Origin of the sequence: Sphingobacterium sp. IITKGP-BTPF85 (assembly GCF_001006065.1) — a bacterium.
Lineage (GTDB): Bacteria > Bacteroidota > Bacteroidia > Sphingobacteriales > Sphingobacteriaceae > Sphingobacterium > Sphingobacterium anhuiense.
Genome location: NZ_ASZT02000001.1, coordinates 1 through 18,034 on the forward strand (window position 1 = coordinate 1; position 18,034 = coordinate 18,034).

Annotated in this window: 18 protein-coding genes; 9 read left to right on the forward strand and 9 right to left on the reverse strand. The window is 35.0% G+C overall.

The genetic code is table 11. The annotated features are described in order from the left end of the window. Positions 1 to 419, forward strand: a 419-nt coding sequence (locus L950_RS00005; RefSeq protein ID WP_021190013.1) for a family 43 glycosylhydrolase, incomplete at its 5' end; no start/stop codon positions are given. A 635-nt stretch (positions 420 to 1,054) separates the two neighbouring features. On the opposite strand, the gene L950_RS00010 is transcribed toward L950_RS00005, so the two are convergent. The 3 genes from L950_RS00010 to L950_RS00020 all read right to left on the reverse strand — a co-directional run bounded on the left by L950_RS00010 (position 1,055) and on the right by L950_RS00020 (position 4,094). Next, complete coding sequence (locus L950_RS00010; RefSeq protein ID WP_021190014.1) at positions 1,055 to 1,708, reverse strand: TetR/AcrR family transcriptional regulator; 654 nt, start codon at positions 1,706 to 1,708, stop codon at positions 1,055 to 1,057. Positions 1,709 to 3,056: 1,348 nt separating this feature from the next. Then, positions 3,057 to 3,443, reverse strand: a complete 387-nt coding sequence (locus L950_RS00015; protein WP_021190015.1) for a carboxymuconolactone decarboxylase family protein — start codon at positions 3,441 to 3,443, stop codon at positions 3,057 to 3,059. Positions 3,444 to 3,518: 75 nt separating this feature from the next. Continuing rightward, positions 3,519 to 4,094: a Crp/Fnr family transcriptional regulator gene (locus L950_RS00020; protein WP_021190016.1), complete on the reverse strand. Its 576-nt coding sequence runs from the start codon at positions 4,092 to 4,094 to the stop codon at positions 3,519 to 3,521. Positions 4,095 to 4,600: 506 nt separating this feature from the next. Between L950_RS00020 and L950_RS31260 the strand changes: the two genes are divergently transcribed. The 3 genes from L950_RS31260 to L950_RS28285 all read left to right on the forward strand — a co-directional run bounded on the left by L950_RS31260 (position 4,601) and on the right by L950_RS28285 (position 7,380). Beyond that, positions 4,601 to 5,320, forward strand: coding sequence for a hypothetical protein (locus L950_RS31260; RefSeq protein WP_084825324.1), 720 nt, complete (start codon positions 4,601 to 4,603; stop codon positions 5,318 to 5,320). A 41-nt stretch (positions 5,321 to 5,361) separates the two neighbouring features. Beyond that, complete coding sequence (locus L950_RS31265) at positions 5,362 to 6,774, forward strand: glycoside hydrolase family 92 protein (RefSeq protein WP_231576726.1); 1,413 nt, start codon at positions 5,362 to 5,364, stop codon at positions 6,772 to 6,774. 429 nt (positions 6,775 to 7,203) lie between these two features. After that, the gene (locus tag L950_RS28285) at positions 7,204 to 7,380 is read left to right on the forward strand and encodes a hypothetical protein (RefSeq protein ID WP_156169464.1); all 177 of its coding nucleotides are present in this window, start codon (positions 7,204 to 7,206) and stop codon (positions 7,378 to 7,380) included. Positions 7,381 to 7,392: 12 nt separating this feature from the next. Here the strand turns inward: L950_RS28285 and L950_RS00030 are convergent, their stop codons facing one another. The 3 genes from L950_RS00030 to L950_RS29115 are packed head-to-tail and all read right to left on the reverse strand — an operon-like array spanning position 7,393 to position 8,986. Then, complete coding sequence (locus L950_RS00030) at positions 7,393 to 8,106, reverse strand: LytR/AlgR family response regulator transcription factor (protein WP_021190018.1); 714 nt, start codon at positions 8,104 to 8,106, stop codon at positions 7,393 to 7,395. Next, entirely contained in the window at positions 8,103 to 8,402 is a 300-nt protein-coding gene (locus tag L950_RS36940; RefSeq protein WP_197086153.1) for a GHKL domain-containing protein, read from the reverse strand. Before L950_RS36940 ends, L950_RS00030 begins: the two co-directional genes overlap by 4 nt. Then, positions 8,354 to 8,986 carry a histidine kinase gene (locus L950_RS29115; RefSeq protein WP_197086141.1) on the reverse strand — a complete coding sequence of 211 codons (633 nt, stop codon included), beginning with the start codon at positions 8,984 to 8,986 and terminating at the stop codon, positions 8,354 to 8,356. Before L950_RS29115 ends, L950_RS36940 begins: the two co-directional genes overlap by 49 nt. 426 nt (positions 8,987 to 9,412) lie before the next feature. Here L950_RS29115 and L950_RS00040 point away from each other — a divergent pair, with 426 nt between their 5' ends. Further along, complete coding sequence (locus tag L950_RS00040) at positions 9,413 to 10,393, forward strand: DUF6268 family outer membrane beta-barrel protein (RefSeq protein ID WP_021190019.1); 981 nt, start codon at positions 9,413 to 9,415, stop codon at positions 10,391 to 10,393. A gap of 70 nt (positions 10,394 to 10,463) precedes the next feature. Here L950_RS00040 and L950_RS00045 read toward each other — a convergent pair whose 3' ends face one another. The 3 genes from L950_RS00045 to L950_RS00055 form a co-directional block, all read right to left on the reverse strand. Beyond that, positions 10,464 to 11,174 (reverse strand): DUF2490 domain-containing protein, encoded by a 711-nt coding sequence (locus tag L950_RS00045; RefSeq protein ID WP_021190020.1) that lies wholly within the window; start codon positions 11,172 to 11,174, stop codon positions 10,464 to 10,466. Positions 11,175 to 11,368: 194 nt separating this feature from the next. Next, positions 11,369 to 11,950, reverse strand: a complete 582-nt coding sequence (locus tag L950_RS00050; RefSeq protein ID WP_084825327.1) for an outer membrane beta-barrel protein — start codon at positions 11,948 to 11,950, stop codon at positions 11,369 to 11,371. 308 nt (positions 11,951 to 12,258) lie between these two features. Further along, positions 12,259 to 13,311 carry a hypothetical protein gene (locus L950_RS00055; protein WP_156169465.1) on the reverse strand — a complete coding sequence of 351 codons (1,053 nt, stop codon included), beginning with the start codon at positions 13,309 to 13,311 and terminating at the stop codon, positions 12,259 to 12,261. A gap of 211 nt (positions 13,312 to 13,522) precedes the next feature. Here L950_RS00055 and L950_RS00060 point away from each other — a divergent pair, with 211 nt between their 5' ends. The 4 genes from L950_RS00060 to L950_RS00075 all read left to right on the forward strand — a co-directional run bounded on the left by L950_RS00060 (position 13,523) and on the right by L950_RS00075 (position 17,993). Continuing rightward, on the forward strand, positions 13,523 to 13,903 hold the full coding sequence (locus L950_RS00060; protein ID WP_021190023.1) for a DoxX family protein: 381 nt from the start codon (positions 13,523 to 13,525) through the stop codon (positions 13,901 to 13,903). 245 nt (positions 13,904 to 14,148) lie between these two features. Further along, a complete protein-coding gene (locus L950_RS00065) occupies positions 14,149 to 15,246 on the forward strand; it encodes a mechanosensitive ion channel family protein (protein ID WP_021190024.1) in 1,098 nt (365 codons plus the stop codon). 315 nt (positions 15,247 to 15,561) lie between these two features. After that, entirely contained in the window at positions 15,562 to 15,987 is a 426-nt protein-coding gene (locus L950_RS00070) for a carboxypeptidase-like regulatory domain-containing protein (protein ID WP_021190025.1), read from the forward strand. Beyond that, positions 15,984 to 17,993 carry an outer membrane beta-barrel family protein gene (locus L950_RS00075; RefSeq protein WP_262506923.1) on the forward strand — a complete coding sequence of 670 codons (2,010 nt, stop codon included), beginning with the start codon at positions 15,984 to 15,986 and terminating at the stop codon, positions 17,991 to 17,993. The genes L950_RS00070 and L950_RS00075 overlap by 4 nt, the downstream gene beginning before the upstream one ends. The last annotated feature ends 41 nt before the right edge of the window (positions 17,994 to 18,034 follow it).

An 18,034-nucleotide genomic window follows, 5' to 3' on the forward strand; every position in this document is an offset into this window, starting at 1 on the left:
AAAGTTTAGTTCCTTTTGATGATGGAACGATCTATAAGGAGGTAACTCCTGAAAATTATGTAGAAGGTCCGTTTATGTTTATTCGCAATAATAAATACTACTTTATGTGGTCTGAGGGAGGTTGGGGTCTTCCGAATTATAAGGTAGCCTACGCTATTGCGGATTCTCCTTTTGGTCCCTTTAAACGAATCGGTACCATTTTGGAACAGGATCCTACAATCGCAACTGGGGCGGGACATCATTCGGTAATTAAAATTCCAAATAAAGATCAATATTATATCGTTTATCACCGCAGACCATTGGGAAAAACGGGCGCGAATGAAAGAGAAACTTGTATCGATGTGATGACATTTGATGCGAATGGTCATATTAATCCCGTAAAAATGACTTTCGAAGGTGTGAAGCATAAATTGAAGTAAGTTCAAGCAACCTCATTAAGAAATTTCTGATATAGAATTCCGGTAGTGCCTAACAACGCTATTGGGATTCTGCATTTATACACTTTTTTGTCTCTTTTTTGTAATAATTAATGTTTTTTATCAAATAGTAGAACGATATAGACACAGTCAGCAAATAGAAATTACATTTTTTCTGTCCAAATCAACGATTTGCATATGTCGAATTCCGATGTGAGGTCCGGCTTCTTAATGCAATAATTGCAATGTTGCGGGCTCACATTTCAGCAATATTAAATTATAAGGACATCTGTAATTGACATAAATTTCAATAAATTAAATGCCAGTGGTGACGAAAAATTTTTAATATGTTCCTTAGAAATATATGCTGCTTGAAAATATCAGTGATGGGACTATAAAAGTTAAATTGCACAATTATTGATTATTTTTGATGATTCGTCCTATTTTTTAAAATTTACCACTGTAAAAGAATTTGCTAAATTAATGAAATCTTAAAGTTGTAGGTCACATCGTAATGTTATAAAGAAGTTAGTAACTGCGAAGACGAGCACTTTCTTTTATTTCGTTAAGTGATTATTATGTGTCTTTTCATCCTTTGGAAGTGTGTCAAGTCAGTGATACATCTTTCTTCTATTTGTTCACATTTTCACTTTGCTGTTAACTGTATTATAGGTATTTTCTAAAATTTTTTTAAGTGTCGTTTTAATTCTTCCCATTCCTTGGTCTGTTGTAAGGTCTATTTCGCAAAATGTGCTATTAGTTGTTTTGGTATGCAGGACAAGATAATAAATACCGGCAATCAAGATACTGGAAATCGCTCTTAGATCTACATGTTGATCTTTGAGTTCCTGATCGGCTTTCGGAAAAAGCAAGGGGTAAATTTCCTCTCTGTTTGCTGTTAGGTGAGCCATGAGCTCTGCATTTTCACTAATCTGCCAGAGCACAACTTTTTGCATTTCTTCGTCGTTCGTGAAATGTTCAAGTTGAGTCAATAATAGATTTTCAAGAATGAGGCGTGTACTTGTTTCAGGAGCAGTAGTTAAGAGGTTTATCGCACTTTCGTTAATAGTATCCCAATAGTTTTTACTTTTAATATAGGTTTCAATGAGATTGTTTACGGAACCAAAATAAACAGAGACGAGTTTTCTATCTACACCAGCTTCGGCTGTAATATTACTGACCGTTAATCCGGTATATCTTTTATTTTTTAGAACAATTCCAACAGCCTGAATCAGCTTATTCATCGTTCTACTTTTATTGTTTTTTTCTCCTTGGTAAGTTTTTCTAGCCATTGAAATATCTTAGGTCCTCATCATATAGCTATGCAATATAAGTATTTTATCTGTACAAAAGTTAACCAATGGCTAATATTTTTTGGCTTAAAGCGTTTAAATTCTCGTAAAAGCGTCTATAGGTTCAAATAAGGCGGTTTATATGTGGCAACATGAATCTTGATGTTTTTAAAAATTATTGTAATTCAATCAGAATTATCCTTTATTTGAGATAATTTCGATTGTCGACCCCGATCCATAAGCACAATAAATTCTTTTTACCGACCTGTTTTTTTAGTGATTGCTTATTTTATCTCGATCATCATGCTTTAAAAAAAATGCATTCGATTTTATTTTTGGATTATACTAACCTTATATCGGGTATACGTTGCTATTAGTTGAAAATTTCTTTTTTAAATTTTATACATCTTATAGCTGGGCAGAATACACTATTTAGTAATGTTAATTACTTTTTCCACATGCTGTTCACAAAATGGTTAATTGACCCCTAATTTTCATTTTTTTGAATACCGTTATTTTTGTTTTATAAAGGATGTTTATAAAATGTGGATAACATGTTAATATAAGTGGAAAAATTGTACGATACAGGTGATAAATAATTTTGAGAACCTTTAATTGTAAATGATAAATGCCAAGATATCCACATATTGTGAGTAATAGTTGTTTTTATGTGAATGAAATTGGATGTTGAATAGGTGTGGATTACTTTTTCCACATAATATGCACAATGTTCGATTTTAGTGTTATTTGCGCATATTTTTGACGAATTCAAATTTTTCAGTAATTAGATATCGCTAATGTGTGGATAACATGTTGATAACTCAATAAATTGAAGTTTGGTGTTCGGTGTAAATAGTTTGAATCTCGTCTTTTATCTGCGTTTTATGTTCATAAGTGCATATCTTGTTGATAGAAATTGAATTTTTGTTAATTAACATTATTGAACTAACAATGTTAATTACTTTCTCCACATATTGTCAGTAAAACTGTGGAAAGCGGTTTTTTGAGTTTGTTTTAGTGCAAATTTCCATTTTGTCTTTCTGTGTTGTTAACAAAATGTGGAAAACGTGTTTAAATGTGTGAATAAGTGTTTCGAAGGAGACTGTATACTTGTTTAAATGTTTGAAACTTATGTGGTGAGTAGGTTTTAACAATTTACTACGTCGCTGGATTATTGTGTCACTTGCTAAGAGGTTAGCAAGTTAAGATGTTAGTAGTTGAGAAGGTAAGTGAGTTGAAAAGAAACCGTAGATAAGAAAATATACGGTTTCTTTTAAAGAGCTTTATCCGTGGGCTTCTTCGATTTTTAGATGGCCACTGATTGCAATTCTATTCCAGGCATTAATCACTACAACTGCATGATGATTTGAGCAATCTGATTATCGGAAAAGAACTTTAAAGCTTTGTCGTAGGTTTCGTCAGTTAATCCGTTTTTATGGATTAGTGTTACTTCTTCTGTAATTTTTAGCACTACCTTTTCCTCTTTGGTAAAAATATCATGTGTTTCATGCCATGCACTTAGCAGAAAAATACGTTGGTTTGTTTCTCCGTTTTTCAACGCATCCTTGGTGTGCATATCGATGCAATAAGCACATCCATTAATTTGAGAAGCACGAATTTTAATAAGCTCTTTTAGCGATTTTGAAATCGGAGCTTGAGAGATATACGTTTCAAGGCCCATCATTGCCTTTAATGCATTGGGTTCTACCGAACCGATATTAATACGATTTTGCATAGTTTTATTTTTTTTAATATTTATTGTTAACAGTACAAAAATGGGTATTGTAAAATTTTAAAAAGTTAAACTGGTTTAAGAAACACTTTTCTTCCGGATTTCACTTAAATATTCTGGCGTAAAACCAAGAAAAGAGGCAATAAGATATTGAGGTACTCTTTGTACAAATTCAGGGTGTTTATGCGCCAAACTTAAATAAAACTCCTCTTTAGATAATGAAAAAAGATAGTGTACGCGCAACTGTGCGGCGGCATATGCTCTTTGATAGATAAATCGAAAATAGCGTTCCATAACCGGAAATGCAGCTAAAAGTTTTTCTTGACTTTCCTGATCTATATATAGCACTTGCGTTTTTTCTACTGCTTGAATGTAACAGGACGTCGTTTGTTTATGCTCATATGCAATATTATCGGTGAGCCACCAGGTTTCGATAGCAAATTCTGTCGTTTGTTCGGTACCTTTTTCATTGATAAAGAATTTACGGAGTAAACCATAAACAACAAAATAATGGTGCTTGCAAACTTGGCCTTCCTGCAGTAAATTTTCTTTTTTGGCGACCTGTTTTGTGTGAAAATATTTCAATATTTCATGAAACGTCTCATCATCAATCGTAACGAATTTTTCTAAATGTTTTCTGAATAACTCCGACATGGTATGCTTATAGATTTTATATCTAAAGTTAGGAATTTAAATATGTACTCTTGCTCCCCGATAGAAGTGAATATATTATGATGTTTAACGCTAGTGGTTCTTTTAATAATCATGAAAATGTTAAACTCATTTGCGTGTTTATTGAGGAAGTTACAGCTATTCTATGGTAGGTATGTTTCTGGACAAGATGAATATTGATTGACCGTACCATACTCTGAAAGTTAGCAAATTTAATAATTGGTTACGATGAATAGCTATGGATAAGCTGGAATATATAAGGACGGCAGTTTAAAAAAGTAAAACAAACGGGACAGATCACAGTTTCTAAATAATACTGCTATAAATAGACCCTATATTGTCAAAATAAATTATCTTTAAGATCTTAAATGTTATTTTTCCTTAAACCGTTGATTCCTTAATTGTTTACCATGTTAAAAAAGATTATTAAACATAAATCGAATACATTATTACGAACAATATATTGCTGTTCTTTTCTTTCGATTTTTATGCTAAAAGGTTTTTCTCAGACCCAAGGCCCCAAAGAGTATGTGGATTATGTCAATCCTTATATGGGAAACATCAGTCATTTATTGGTGCCGACTTACCCGACCGTTCATCTACCAAATAGTATGTTGCGGGTTTATCCTGAGCGAGCGGACTTCACTTCAGATCGCTTATTTGGTCTTCCGCTTATTGTTACGAGTCACCGTGGAAAATCGGCTTTTAACTTGAGTCCGATGATAAAATTACCATCCGATCTGAAACCTGTGCAACTGTACAGTTATGATCAAGAAGAAATAAATCCCTATTCTTATTCGGTACAGTTGGATCAGGAGGATATCAAAGTCGATTATGCGGTATCACATCAGTCGGGTATGTACACCTTTACTTTTCCTACCAAATCAAACAAGTATCTGCAGTTCAATTCACATGAAGGAAAATTGCAGTGGGATGGTCAGGGGCTTTCCGGTTCCCAGGATATCGGTAACGGTACCCGTGTCTATATCTATGCTGTGCCTGAATCAAAACCAGTAGCGGTTAGTGGTTTGAAAGGCTCGAAATTGGAAAAAAGTACTGAAGTTGCAGGTAAAAATGCCTGTATCGTATTGCAATTTGACCAATCTGGATCAGCCTTACGGATGAAGTACGGTATTTCTTTTATCGACGTTGCACAGGCAAAAGCCAATCTGAAACGTGAGATACGGATTTTAACCAAGAGAAATTAGCCGCCAATGGACGAAAGATCTGGAATGAGGCTTTAGGGAAAATTGCTGTAGAAGGTGAAAATGAATCGGATAAAAAAGTGTTTTATACCTCTTTATATAGAACTTATGAGCGTCCTGTTAATATTTCTGAGGATAATCGCTATTACAGTGCATTTGACGGAAAAGTACATGATGATCAAGGGAAAGCATTTTTACAGATGATTGGATCTGGGACTCGTACAGGCGCATCATCGCTTCGGGTATTGCTCGATTCGGATAATGAAGCCTTGATTTTGAATTCATTTGTTCGGATGTCCGAACAAATGAAGGAACCTTGGTTGCCTACTTTTCCTGAAATAACTGGCGATAGCAGGCGAATGAATTCCAATCATGGTGTCGCCACATTGCTAGATGCTTACCGAAAAGGAATACGTAATTTCGATATTAAGAAAGCTTATCTGGCGGCGAAAGGTGCTATAACTGAAAAGACTTTAGCACCATGGTCAGGTAAACCTGCCGGAAAATTGGATGATTTTTTTAAAGAAAAAGGCTATATACCGGCACTATACCCTAATGAGAAAGAAACAATACCTGAGGTTAATGGTTTTGAAAAAAGACAACCTGTAGCAGTAACTTTGGGCACGTCCTATGATCTTTGGTGTTTGGCTCAATTAGCCAACGAGCTTGGTATGAAAGCGGATTATGAACTGTTTATGAAACAGTCATTCAACTATAGGAATCTATTCAATGAGCAAACTAAATTTTTCCATCCAAAGGACGATAAAGGAAAATTTATTATGCCTTTTGATTATGTGTTTTCAGGAGGACAGGGGGCGCGTGAATATTATGGCGAAAATAATGCCTGGATATACCGCTGGGATGTACAGCATAATATTCCGGATCTTATCAAATTGATGGGTGGTAATGAACTGTTTATTCAATATTTAGACGATATGTTCCAGCAACCTTTGGGCAGATCTAAATTTGATTTTTATGCGCAGCTTCCTGACCATACCGGAAATGTAGGACAATTCTCTATGGCCAATGAACCTTCGCTCCATATTCCATATCTATACAACTATGCGGGACAGCCTTGGATGACACAAAAACGGATTCACAAATTGGTAGGAGAATGGTTTAGAAACGACTTGATGGGAGTACCTGGAGATGAGGACGGAGGGGGTATGTCAGCGTTTGTTGTTTTTTCACAGATGGGATTCTATCCGGTAACTCCTGGACTTACTTCTTATAGCATAGGTTCTCCATTCTTCTCAAAAGCGAGTATACAACTTCCCAATGGCAAGTCTTTTGTTATTATCGGAAAAAATGCTTCGGAAAAAAATAAATATATTCAGTCGGCCAAATTGAATGGCCAACCTTTGAATACAGCACAATTAGATCATGCGGATATTCTTAAAGGGGGGATACTTGAATTTGTTATGGGTGATAAAGCCAATAAAAACTGGGGTAACTAAATCATCACATTTAAATATTTTCTGCATACAATTAGTACAAGAAAGCGTGGTCATTTATGCAGTGCTTTTCTGGTACTAATTGTATCTAACAAAAACTGCTTCCATCTTATTTCAGGCTGATATCGGATATTGGGGTGCTTGTCAAATTATATTTATACTCAGTATTAAATCTAATACTCTTAAAGCTAGCTGGAGCAGGTACTGGAGTATATTGCGGTTATTCTGCTGATATGACTATTTTCGTATAATAATCTAACCTTTTGGTATAAAATTCAAATCTGGTAAGTCCATATCGAGTAGATTTGTTTAACAATGCTCTATTCCGGTTTGATAGAGTCAGAATAATTTGGTTAAAACTAATTCAAAGAACATGGTTAAGCAGGTATTAATTTTTAAGAGTTCAATAAAAACAGTAGAGAGCAAAATTTTTTGATGCAATTATTGCAATTGAATATGCCGGAAGTGTTTTCCCCTACAGTAGATCTTGACGATGAAGATTCGATTTTTCGAGTAGAAACAGCTGACTGTTCTATTGACCGGTTAACCAATTTGTTGGACAGCCATAATATTCGAGTTGATTTATTGGAACGCTTTGATGTTGCCTAATCGAATGAACTCTTATAAAAGACCGCTTGTATATTTTTGGAAAAAATCGTTGCGATAGATTTCTCCTATTGGTATCTCTGCGTCGTCTATGTAAATGGTATGACTATCAAAAGAATCGATAAATGACATATTGATCAGGTAAGATTTACTTACCCGGATAAAGAGTTCGGAGTTCAGTTTTTGATGGATTGTTTTTAAGTTCATGGCTGTGATCAGTTTGTTGTTGCGAGTATAGATCACGACATAATCTTTTAGGGCTTCAATGAATTTGATTTCATCAAAGGTGATTTTATAATATTTTCGATCTGATTTTATCAGTATAGAATTGTCATTGCTGGCTTCAAATGTGTTTTTCTGTTCATGAAATGTCAACAGTTTTTGGTAAGCGATTGCTTTCGTTATCGCTTTTGCTAGTCGCTCCTTTTTGATCGGTTTTAAGAGATAGTCAATTGCGTCAAGTTCATACCCCTGCAATGCATACTGACTATATGCTGTCGTTAAAATCACTAATTTATCTGTAGGCAATGACTGTGCAAAATCAAGACCATTGATGGTCGGCATTTCAATATCCAGAAATAGCAGATCAACAGCATTATTTTTTAAAAATTCCATTGCCCCAATAGCGCTGGAAAATTCCCCTACAATCTCAAGGGCTGAAATTTCTTGTACCAGATTGCTCATTTCTTCACGAGCGAGAGGTTCATCATCAACTATAATACACTTCATATTGGGATCGTTAATTTTACGCTATATTCCGTTTCTTGAACAGTAATATTTAACTGATAATCATCTTGATATAACAATTCTAACCTACGTTTAGTATTGGTGAGGCCCAGCCCGCTATATTTTTTGTTAGGATTGAGGGCTAGTTTTGGATCTTTGGAATTGCGGCATTCAAAGTGAAGCTGCCCATCACTTGCCATAAAGGAAATATGAATAAAGGACGTTCCTTCTGTCGCACTTAAACTGTATTTTATAGCATTTTCGATAAAGGCCGTAAAAATATGCGGAGGTAAGAAAATATTTTTTTAACGAGTTCAGCTTCGCATTGTATGGTCGTTTTCAAATGATCTCTTCTTATTTCTTCCAATTTTAGAAAATTGGTTATAAAGTTTATTTCTCCAGTTAAAAGTGTTTTATCGTTATCATTTTCGTAAAGCTGGTATCTTAAAAAATCCGATAGTTTGATAATGACTTCCGTTGCCATTTCAGGATCTTTCCGTATCAGTGCTTTGACATTATTCAACATATTAAACAAAAAGTGTGGCTGTATCTGGTTTCTTAGGGAAGTTAACTCAGATGTTAGGGCCAGGTTTTTGAGTTCAGATATTCTCTTATTGTCTTTGATCCAACGATTAAAAAGTTTCAGTGTTGTGGTTGTCAAAATAATGGGAATACTGACTAAGATCCCGTTGAAAAAATTCATGTTTTGCCGCTTATCAACTTTTAAATTTGCAGCCGTTATAACATGCATATAATTGGAAACATACATGACGATCAGTAAACTTCCAATAACCAATAAGATTAATAATATTATATAGATCTCATACCTTCCCTTGAAAAAAAACGTGGTATCAGCAGATACATGTTGATGTAGAACATACATACAAAAACGATCCATACTGATAAATGTAGATAGGTTTTATATGGATCAGATAGCTCTGTCTTCATGTCTGAATTGAAAAAAAGCAAAAGGAGCCCCACTACAAATACGCTGTGGCGGAGGACCCTATATTTTTTTTCGGTCAAGTAACGTATGATTATTCCATTTTTAAAATCTTGCATCAGTTCTTAGTAATAATGTTACTGTATAGGAACAAAAGTAATTTTTTTTGAGCCTACTCTAATTTCTTTTATACCAAGAGTGCTTTTTTTATACCAAAGTAATTGAAAGTAGTATGGTGTGCGTTCTATATTATTCTAAGAAAGGATCTTTTGTATAAAATAAAGGGTGTTTCGTCTAAAATGTATTTTTCATATCCACATTTAGGATATTCTTGTACCGTTTTATCAACCATTTATCCATTGTTATATGTTAAAAAAGATTTTGCTCATATTTGGAATAGGCATTTACACTTTTGTTACCAAAGCCCAGACAAAAGACAGTATCCCAGACAAAGTCCGTGCTATTATTGCGGATAAATTTCCGGCGATCCGCGTACTGAATCTGGAGTACGAAATTGTTGGTGGGTTTAAATATGCTTCAAAGTATTTAAAGAATCCACTTCCTAAGGGAGAGGTTCAAAATATGCATCAAGCGAATGCCAGTATGAATGTCAACTTGATGAAGAGAAAAAATTGGACTTTAGGAACGCTTGTGGGTTATCGGCATCTTTCTGTAGAGCTGCTGCAACCTGATTTGAGTACACGGCAAATATATCAGGAGAAGCAAGATTATCACTATCACCATGAATCATTAAATTTTACTTACTACTCAAGATTATTTGGGAAAATGGCTATTTATAGCGCGAGTTTGATGACTGATGGAAGTGAGAAAGGCTTTGAACGTGTTCGTGGTATGCTGATGGGAAACTTGGTTCTAAAAGCTACCCGTGAGGTGCAGATGACCTTAGGTGTGGTCGGTTTATTGGACCAAGTGCTTGTACCTGTGATACCTACTTTTACATATAAGAGACAGTATCAACAGGGCTGGGTGGTCGATGTCGTGTTGCCGAAAGCCGTTTATCTTCGTAAAACTATTTTGGGTAATGGACGTGCATCTTTTGGATCGGAGCTTGATAATAACACCTTCTATATCTATGATTTTGCTGGATTATCGAGCGTCCAGATCTTCAATCAGATGAATTTGAATTCAGGGCTGCTTTATGAACACAATCTGGGCCGTTCTTTTATAGCTATGGTCAAAACCGGGATGAGAAATTCGTTAAGATCTCGAATATCAGAGAAAAACAAATCTCAGAATGATTTTATTTATGAAGCATCTACGGATCCATCTTTTTATTTTAATGCTGGTTTATCGTTTAATCCTTTTGCAAAAAAACGCGTTAATTAACGCGAATAATCCGTGAATGATATAAATGGAGCATCATATGCTACCTTTTTAAATCAAAGAGCACTATCGTTTATAATCTGAGATAAGCTGCGACCTGTATGATATTATTTACAGTCTTATTATTTCTGCCTAGGCTATATTGATTCATGTAACCTGCTTCTATATCAAATTTTGGATTTACCCGCCATCCTAATGCTAGGTAAGCTCTGTTTTGGTCAAATAACTTACCATTGGGGGCATTTTGAATATGTGCAAAAATTTCATTTTGCAGTGCAATGAAAGCACCATCAGTAAAACTAGTGGTTTCGGAAACAGGGACAATGGCACGGGTGAAATAGCGCAGTCTTTGGGCAAAATCGTCACGGTCCGTAACCAGCTCGTTTTGCTCAACAGTAGGTTGGCCCATAAAGCGCTGTTCTAATCTAAAACGGTGCTGCAGTGTGAAAGGTCGATTTAGAACGGTAAATTTTTGGTTTATAATAAATTGCTCCCATATGCGGTGTTCTGGTACCCAGCCATGGATAGCGCTAATATTTCTTTGGTTCCCGATGTAGGCATACCCTAAAGTGGCAATCATATTGTTCTTGATATGATAATTCAATCCCGGTCGGATAATAAAGGATTGTATGTCTTTGAGTTGATCTGTACTTCGAGCTTGTCCATCAAAATGTATGCTGAACATGGGATTTATTTTGTAAGTGAAAAATGCGGCACTCCAACCTGTAAATGTCTGCTGTGTCTGTGCTTTTAAAGGAACACTAAATATGAACAGGAAGATCATGCAACTCTGAAGAAGAAATAATTTAGATAGCATTATTATAAAAGTTTGAATTGGTTTATTAAGTTTAAAATTTAAATCTGTTAAGTATCCTTATCCTGAATGGAAAAATAAACAAATTTATTTTACATCCGATTGAAAACAATCACATTTAGATGAACTTTAACCGAGAATTTAGACACTTCTTTTTATAGCTTCTAGAAAAGGTTCCATTTAACGCCTATTTGATATTGCGAAATACTCGTATTCCAGTTGTGGTATACACCGGTTTTTCTTTCTACACTTCGATATCGGAAATACAATTTTCCCAATTCTAATCCAAAAGTGTAACCCATTCGGAAGCCTCTATTAAATGCCTCTTCTCCATTATTCAGTAGATATTTATCTTCATTCAATAGTTTATTGAATTCGAGGCCACCTAATAATGCAAAATTTGATGTCAGGTCTAACTTAAATAATACAGGGAAATCAAAGAACTGGAGGGCCTTGTTTCCTTTTGCAATACCGTTAACCTGATCCACAGTTTCAGCATTTGTTCTGACACGTGTTACATTATACGTGGGCTCTACTTGGATAGCCATGTTAGGTCTAAAATGATAACTTAGTATGCCTCCGACTTGAAAACCTATCCGATTTGCTGAACGGAATGATAGTCCATCTGCATGAGATAAATTTCCACCTAATTTTATTCCTGCTCCAATTTGGGAAAAAACCTTCTCAGTAGGTACTAAAAGTATTAATAGAAGCACTAGTAAAGTTAATCGTATATTTTTACACATATACAAAAGTACCTTTTCTAGATAGCTCAGCTTACTGACTTTTGTAAAGATTTGGTCAATAAGTTGGGTTTTTAATAGGTTATTTTCATTTTTTACAGTTAATAAAACGACAGGAATACCAGTTTAGTCACATGGAAAAACAACTGGATGACTTTGGATAACTGTTGGCGCTTTAGGCATTAATTTACTTCCCTTATAATCAATATAGTCTTATTGATAGGTATCACTTTTGTCAATAGGAGACCAGATCATGTTTAAACTTTCCAATTATGTGCTCATCCTTATTTAATTTCAATAATTAGTATTGTTTATTTCTTTCGTATTAAATACATACTCTGACTATTGGAAGAATAGAATGCGAACCCATGGGGTGAAATATAAAATGTTGGTTTAAAATGTAGTGCTGAATAATTTGCTTCTAACACCGTATAGAATCGATTTTTGTAATCGTCAAATCTTTCTTTCTCTACAGCGATATGGGGCTCAAAAAAATTAAAATCACGATCTCCAATCTTTGTTTTAAAGAAAGCTTTCCCGCGCCAGTTTTTAACACTATATCCTGGACTTCCACCACCGATATTGTGGCTGTATTTTAATTTTTCCTCAGGGTGAAAATGTAAAAAAGTAACGTTTTCGGGTAAATAAGGATCTTGCTCGCCGGTCCAAAAAACATCGTCACGGTAACGGCCGGCATCTTCACTGCTATCAATGCTTCTGTATGCTGGTATTTCTTGCCATAGTATCTGCCATTGTTCATTCTGGTAAAAGAAAAACTGCATGTAATAATGATCATTTCTAGTTACATTTTTTAAAAACCAATATTTGCCATCTTTTTTCGCGCTTGCAATTTTTTGATTTATTTTTTCTCCAGTCCAACTCAAATCTTCATTTAAAACTTTAAAAGCATGTGTGGTGGTATCGCCATCTTGTGGCCAAGTGGTGTAATAGGCTTTTTCGTCATTGGTGAAAATGATGAAATCATCAATAAATTCTGGCCAATATTTATTTTGGGACAAGTGTAATGTATCTTCTGTAATTCCTTTACTATTTATTTTATAATAAAGCATATCACCTTGGGTCTCATCATTTTTTTCTGCATCGCAGGATACGATCAGTTGGTCATTCACAGATGGAAAGATGCGAATGGGATTAGGTGAACTGGAACGAGTGACTTCAGTTTCACAGAACAGTTTCACTTCGAAAATATCGGAATGATACTTTTCGTTAATTTCTTCAAAATTAGCATATGCCGCATCTAAGGGGTCGTTGTTGCGCTCTATAATTCCGTCGCAGGAAGTTAAACTGGATATGAAAAGGATCATCGTGGTTAAAACTGAAGTGAAAAGGGTTGTTTTATTCATGTGATTTAATTTAATCATTATACCTGTCATTTAAAATGAAGCAAATCGTAGAAAAGAATTTTTTGGTTTTGTAAATTCGTTGTTCCCACTGTCGCAACTCACCCCTTATAATGTCGTTTTTGTAATCTGTTAATTTAAGCAAACCCTTGCATCTTTGTCATATCAATATAAACAATTTTGCAATATAAATAATTCATAAATCTTCAAAAACATGAAAAAGAATAAATTAATCTTTTGGATAGCTACAGCGATCCTTATTATCTGGGAAGGTATCATGCCTCTTGGTACGCTTTTATTTGCGCCACAGTATGTTAATGCTGGAACTAAACCGTTAGGATATCCAGACTACTTCGCTTATGCACTTATTATCTGCAAAGTGCTCGGAGTAATAGCCATTTCTTATCCTAAAATTCCAAGTAAATTGAAAGAGTGGGCCTATGCCGGATTAACATTTAACCTAATTTTTGCTTTTATTAGCCATGCAATGGTCGATAAAAATATTGGATTTATGCTGTTGCCACTTGTTATACTTGCTATACTTATTATTTCTTATGTATATGGCAACAAGACGTATGGTCTTGTAGTAAGGTGACAAATCTTATTACACGATATGTCAATAATAAGTGAGAACTGTATTTTCTTCAATAGTAGATAAGCCGATTTAAGTAATCGGCTTATTTATTATTGTCGGTTAATGCTTTTCGGTGAATTGAATATATTCGTTGCGATCTCTAAATCAGTTGGTTTTGTTCCTTTTTTAAAATAAAACAAACGTTAGGCCAAGCATACCGTTATACTTATAGTACATAATAATGGTAGCATAAAAAAAGAAAAATAATGATGAACGAAGAATTAATTAAACTTTCACAAAAATTTCCGGCTTGGATATGGAATACTGCATTTATACTGTTTTCTTTTGCACTCGGGATCCTCATTAAGATTTTATTTATCCCGATTTTGCGTTATCAGGCGATTGCACAGTCATCTTATTCCCTCTTTCGGTCTTTTATACGGCGATTTAATAAGATTTTGAGTCTTTTTATTCCCTTGGTCGTTTTTAACAGTTTGTTACCTTTTACGCGTTTCAATACCGCCACATTGCATATTGTCGGTAAAATAAATGAAATCTTACTGATCAGCTTTTTTGCTGTTGTTCTGATTCAGGCCATAAAAGTTTTTGAAGATTATTTATATCATCGTTTTGATATCAATAAAGAGAATAACCTGCGTGAAAGAAAAATTAGGACACAGATTGTTTTTATTCGAAAGGTCTTCATTACTATTATCATCGTTGTGTCTTTTGCCATTATTTTGCTAAGCTTCGAAAGTATGCAGAAGATAGGTGCTGGACTGCTGACGGGTGTCGGAGTTGGTGGTATAATCATTGGTTTTGCCGCTCAGAAATCTCTTGGAAATTTATTAGCAGGTTTTCAGATTGCTTTTACACAGCCCATTCGGATGGATGATGTGCTGATCGTTGAGGGCGAGTGGGGTAAGGTCGAAGAAATCAATCTGACTTATGTCGTGGTTAATATCTGGGATAAGCGCCGTCTGGTGCTGCCGATTACCTATTTCATCGAAAAACCTTTTCAGAATTGGACGAGAACTACGGCAGAGATTTTAGGAACTGTTTTTATTTATGTTGATTTCGCGATTCCTGTCCAACAATTACGAGAAAAATTAGGATCATTGCTTATGCATCATCCTTTGTGGGACGGTAAGGTCAATGTCCTGCAGGTCACTGATCTGAAAGAGCGAACGATGGAGATTCGTTGCTTAATGAGTTGCCGAAACTCGGGACAGGCTTTTGATCTTCGCTGCTATGTAAGAGAAGAGATGATGAGTTATATAAGGACAAATTTCCCAGATTGTCTTTCTAAATCGAGAATTGATTATGGCGCTGAAGTTAATAGAAGTGAACTAAGAGGAATGTAGCAGTTTCATTTTCTAATCTATTCTCTTTCGTGTGAGTTGACTATGGATAATTCTGAAAAATGAAGTTATCAAGGGTCAATAAACGATCGTTTATTGACCTTATTTATTTTAAATTTAATGGACTCATAGAAATCCAACTAGGATTTTTCATTCTTAAATGAAAGAAATGTGAATTGCATTTTCTTGCATTATTATGGTGTAGGTAGATGTTTTTATTATTGAAATACAAGTTTTTTTTGAAATTATATGCATTTTATTGCGTATTTTGATTTAAATTGTTACTCTTGCTGTAAGTTATAATCACTGAATAAACCAATGGTATCACCTCAATTTTTAAGAATTGTATTAATAGGAATACTTATTTTAACTGGTATAACGCTCTACTCACAGGTTAATGATAAATACATTACTGGAAAAGTGGTCGATCGTAATATGTCACCAATACCGTTAGCGACGGTAAGCTTACATGACCGGAACGATAAGCTCATTTTAAGCACCTCGACTGATAGTGTCGGACAATTTAATTTAAGATTTGGAGTAAAGGGGAAATATTTTGTTAAAGTGAGCCATGTTGGCGACAAAGATTATCAATCTGCAATTTTTGAATTAATTGATGTTAATTTAGGAACTTTAAAGCTTCTGCCATTGGAGAATATCCTGGAGGAAGCCACTGTTGAAGGTAGGAAAAAACGGTTCAGGTTGAAAGTGGAACACTTATTTATAATGTCGAAAATACACTGAGTGGACAGGATGTTTCTGTTTTGGAAGCACTGAAAAGAGCTCCCGGAGTATTTGTGGAAAATGAAAGCGATATTACACTCAATGGAAAAAGTGGTGTACAGATTTTATTGGATGGTCGACAGACGTTTCTTTCAGGAAAAGAACTGACAGATCTTTTAAAATCTCTATCTTCCAACAACCTCAAATCTATTGAAATTATCAATAGTCCAACGGCAAAGTATGAGGCAACTGGAGCTGCAGGAATCATCAATATCAATACAAAGAAAAATCAGGTAAGAGGGTTAAATGGTAATGTCAGCTCTGCTGTTGCCTATGGTATCAGTGCAAAACAACTTCAGAACGCGATGCTTAATTATCGGGTGGATAAATTAAATATATTCGCGAACTATAGTCATACATTGGGTAATTATCATTACCTGTATGGTACAAACAGGCAACAAAATGGTAAAGCTTATAATAGCCATACCAAGGATGTTGACAAACGTCAGAAGATGTCCAGTCAGGTTGGAATCGATTATTATCTGAATGATAAAAATACAATCGGTTTTCTGGCTAATGGTAATTTTATTTTTGGTGGAGGTATCACTGATACCAGAACGGAGATTAGCACGTTGCCATCCTTATTAATGGAAGAGTCGCTGGATGCGATTAACGATTATTATGGACAGCGCACTGCCAGATACAATTTTAATTTCAACTACAAATATGAAGATACGTTAGGACGAAGTTTAAATCTTGATGCTGACTATGGTTTTTTTGATAAATGGAATAAAAACCTACAATCTAATATTTACCGTGATCATCAGCAAAATATCCTTCAGGAAAATCTGTACCGTACGCTCAATGGGATAGATATTGATTTAAAGGGAATAAAGTTGGACTATGGGATGAACTTATGGCAGGGGAAATTGGAAACGGGTTTTAAGTATTCAAATGTAGGTTCCAAGAATAATGCTAGGTTTTTCCATGTTGATAAAGGCCCGGATAGCCTCGATAACAGACGCACCAATGATTTTCATTTTTACGAGCACACGACAAGTGCCTATATAGATTATAAAAGAACGTTAGGAAAATGGTCGCTACAGGGTGGAGTACGTATAGAGAATTCGAACTCTAAAGGAACGCTTTTTTATAACGAGAATGGGACAGAACTAGATGATGATATCAAAAGAAATTTCACCAATTTATTCCCCTTTTTTTCTGCTACGAGACCGTTAGGGGAAAACCAAACTGTTTCTTTATCTTATGCCAAGCGTATTGAGAGACCAGCATATCAGGATCTGAATCCCTTTATTTATATGCTTGACGAATTATCTTTTTGGCAAGGAAACCCCTTTTTAAGTCCCTCATTAACCCACCGCTTGACTGTTCTTTATTCATTAAAAAGCGCAACGGTAGTTTCGTTTAATTTTGCTTATACTGATCAGCTTAACGCGAAGGTGACCGATACGCTGGACAATGATAAAATAGTTATGATCAGTAGAAATGTAGGAATACAAAAGCACTGGTCTTTATCCCTGACACAGAATTTTACACCTAAATCCTGGTGGGATCTTACTTTTAATGGTCTTCTATATTATATTCAAAATGATGTTTCTTTTGATCAGTATAGAAATCTGAACTTACAACAAGCGGCAGGACGTGTCAGTTTGGTGCAGTCCTTTCGTTTACCGCTTAAAATGAGAGCAGAGGTAACGGCGGTTTATAATTCAAATCGCCTGAGTGGAGCAAATACGATAAGCAGGGAGATCAGTCAGGTGGACGTTGCTTTTCAAAAAATCCTTTTAAACGATAAAGCAACAATTCGATTTGCTATTAATGATATCTATAAAGGCAACCAGAGTAAGTACACTCAAAATTTTCCTGGCTTTGTGTCTAACAGTTATGGGTATTACGAGTCGAGACAGGTACGGTTAAGTTTTAGCTACCGTTTTAGTAATGGAACAACGAAAGCGCAACGTGCGCGAAAATCAGCACTGGAGAACGAAAGTGGAAGAATACAATAGTATTTACTTTGAAGAAATCGCTATTTAGATTGAAAAATTTT

Bases quoted from the DNA above. Each gene is read 5' to 3' on its own strand.
- L950_RS00010 (WP_021190014.1), bottom strand. From the start codon at position 1,708: ATGGCTAGAAAAACTTACCAAGGAGAAAAAAACAATAAAAGTAGAACG.
- L950_RS00015 (WP_021190015.1), bottom strand. From the start codon at position 3,443: ATGCAAAATCGTATTAATATCGGTTCGGTAGAACCCAATGCATTAAAG.
- L950_RS00020 (WP_021190016.1), bottom strand. From the start codon at position 4,094: ATGTCGGAGTTATTCAGAAAACATTTAGAAAAATTCGTTACGATTGAT.
- L950_RS31260 (WP_084825324.1), top strand. From the start codon at position 4,601: ATGCTAAAAGGTTTTTCTCAGACCCAAGGCCCCAAAGAGTATGTGGAT.
- L950_RS00030 (WP_021190018.1), bottom strand. From the start codon at position 8,106: ATGAAGTGTATTATAGTTGATGATGAACCTCTCGCTCGTGAAGAAATG.
- L950_RS29115 (WP_197086141.1), bottom strand. From the start codon at position 8,986: ATGTATGTTCTACATCAACATGTATCTGCTGATACCACGTTTTTTTTC.
- L950_RS00040 (WP_021190019.1), top strand. From the start codon at position 9,413: ATGTTAAAAAAGATTTTGCTCATATTTGGAATAGGCATTTACACTTTT.
- L950_RS00045 (WP_021190020.1), bottom strand. From the start codon at position 11,174: ATGATCTTCCTGTTCATATTTAGTGTTCCTTTAAAAGCACAGACACAG.
- L950_RS00050 (WP_084825327.1), bottom strand. From the start codon at position 11,950: ATGTGTAAAAATATACGATTAACTTTACTAGTGCTTCTATTAATACTT.
- L950_RS00055 (WP_156169465.1), bottom strand. From the start codon at position 13,311: ATGAATAAAACAACCCTTTTCACTTCAGTTTTAACCACGATGATCCTT.
- L950_RS00060 (WP_021190023.1), top strand. From the start codon at position 13,523: ATGAAAAAGAATAAATTAATCTTTTGGATAGCTACAGCGATCCTTATT.
- L950_RS00065 (WP_021190024.1), top strand. From the start codon at position 14,149: ATGATGAACGAAGAATTAATTAAACTTTCACAAAAATTTCCGGCTTGG.
- L950_RS00070 (WP_021190025.1), top strand. From the start codon at position 15,562: ATGGTATCACCTCAATTTTTAAGAATTGTATTAATAGGAATACTTATT.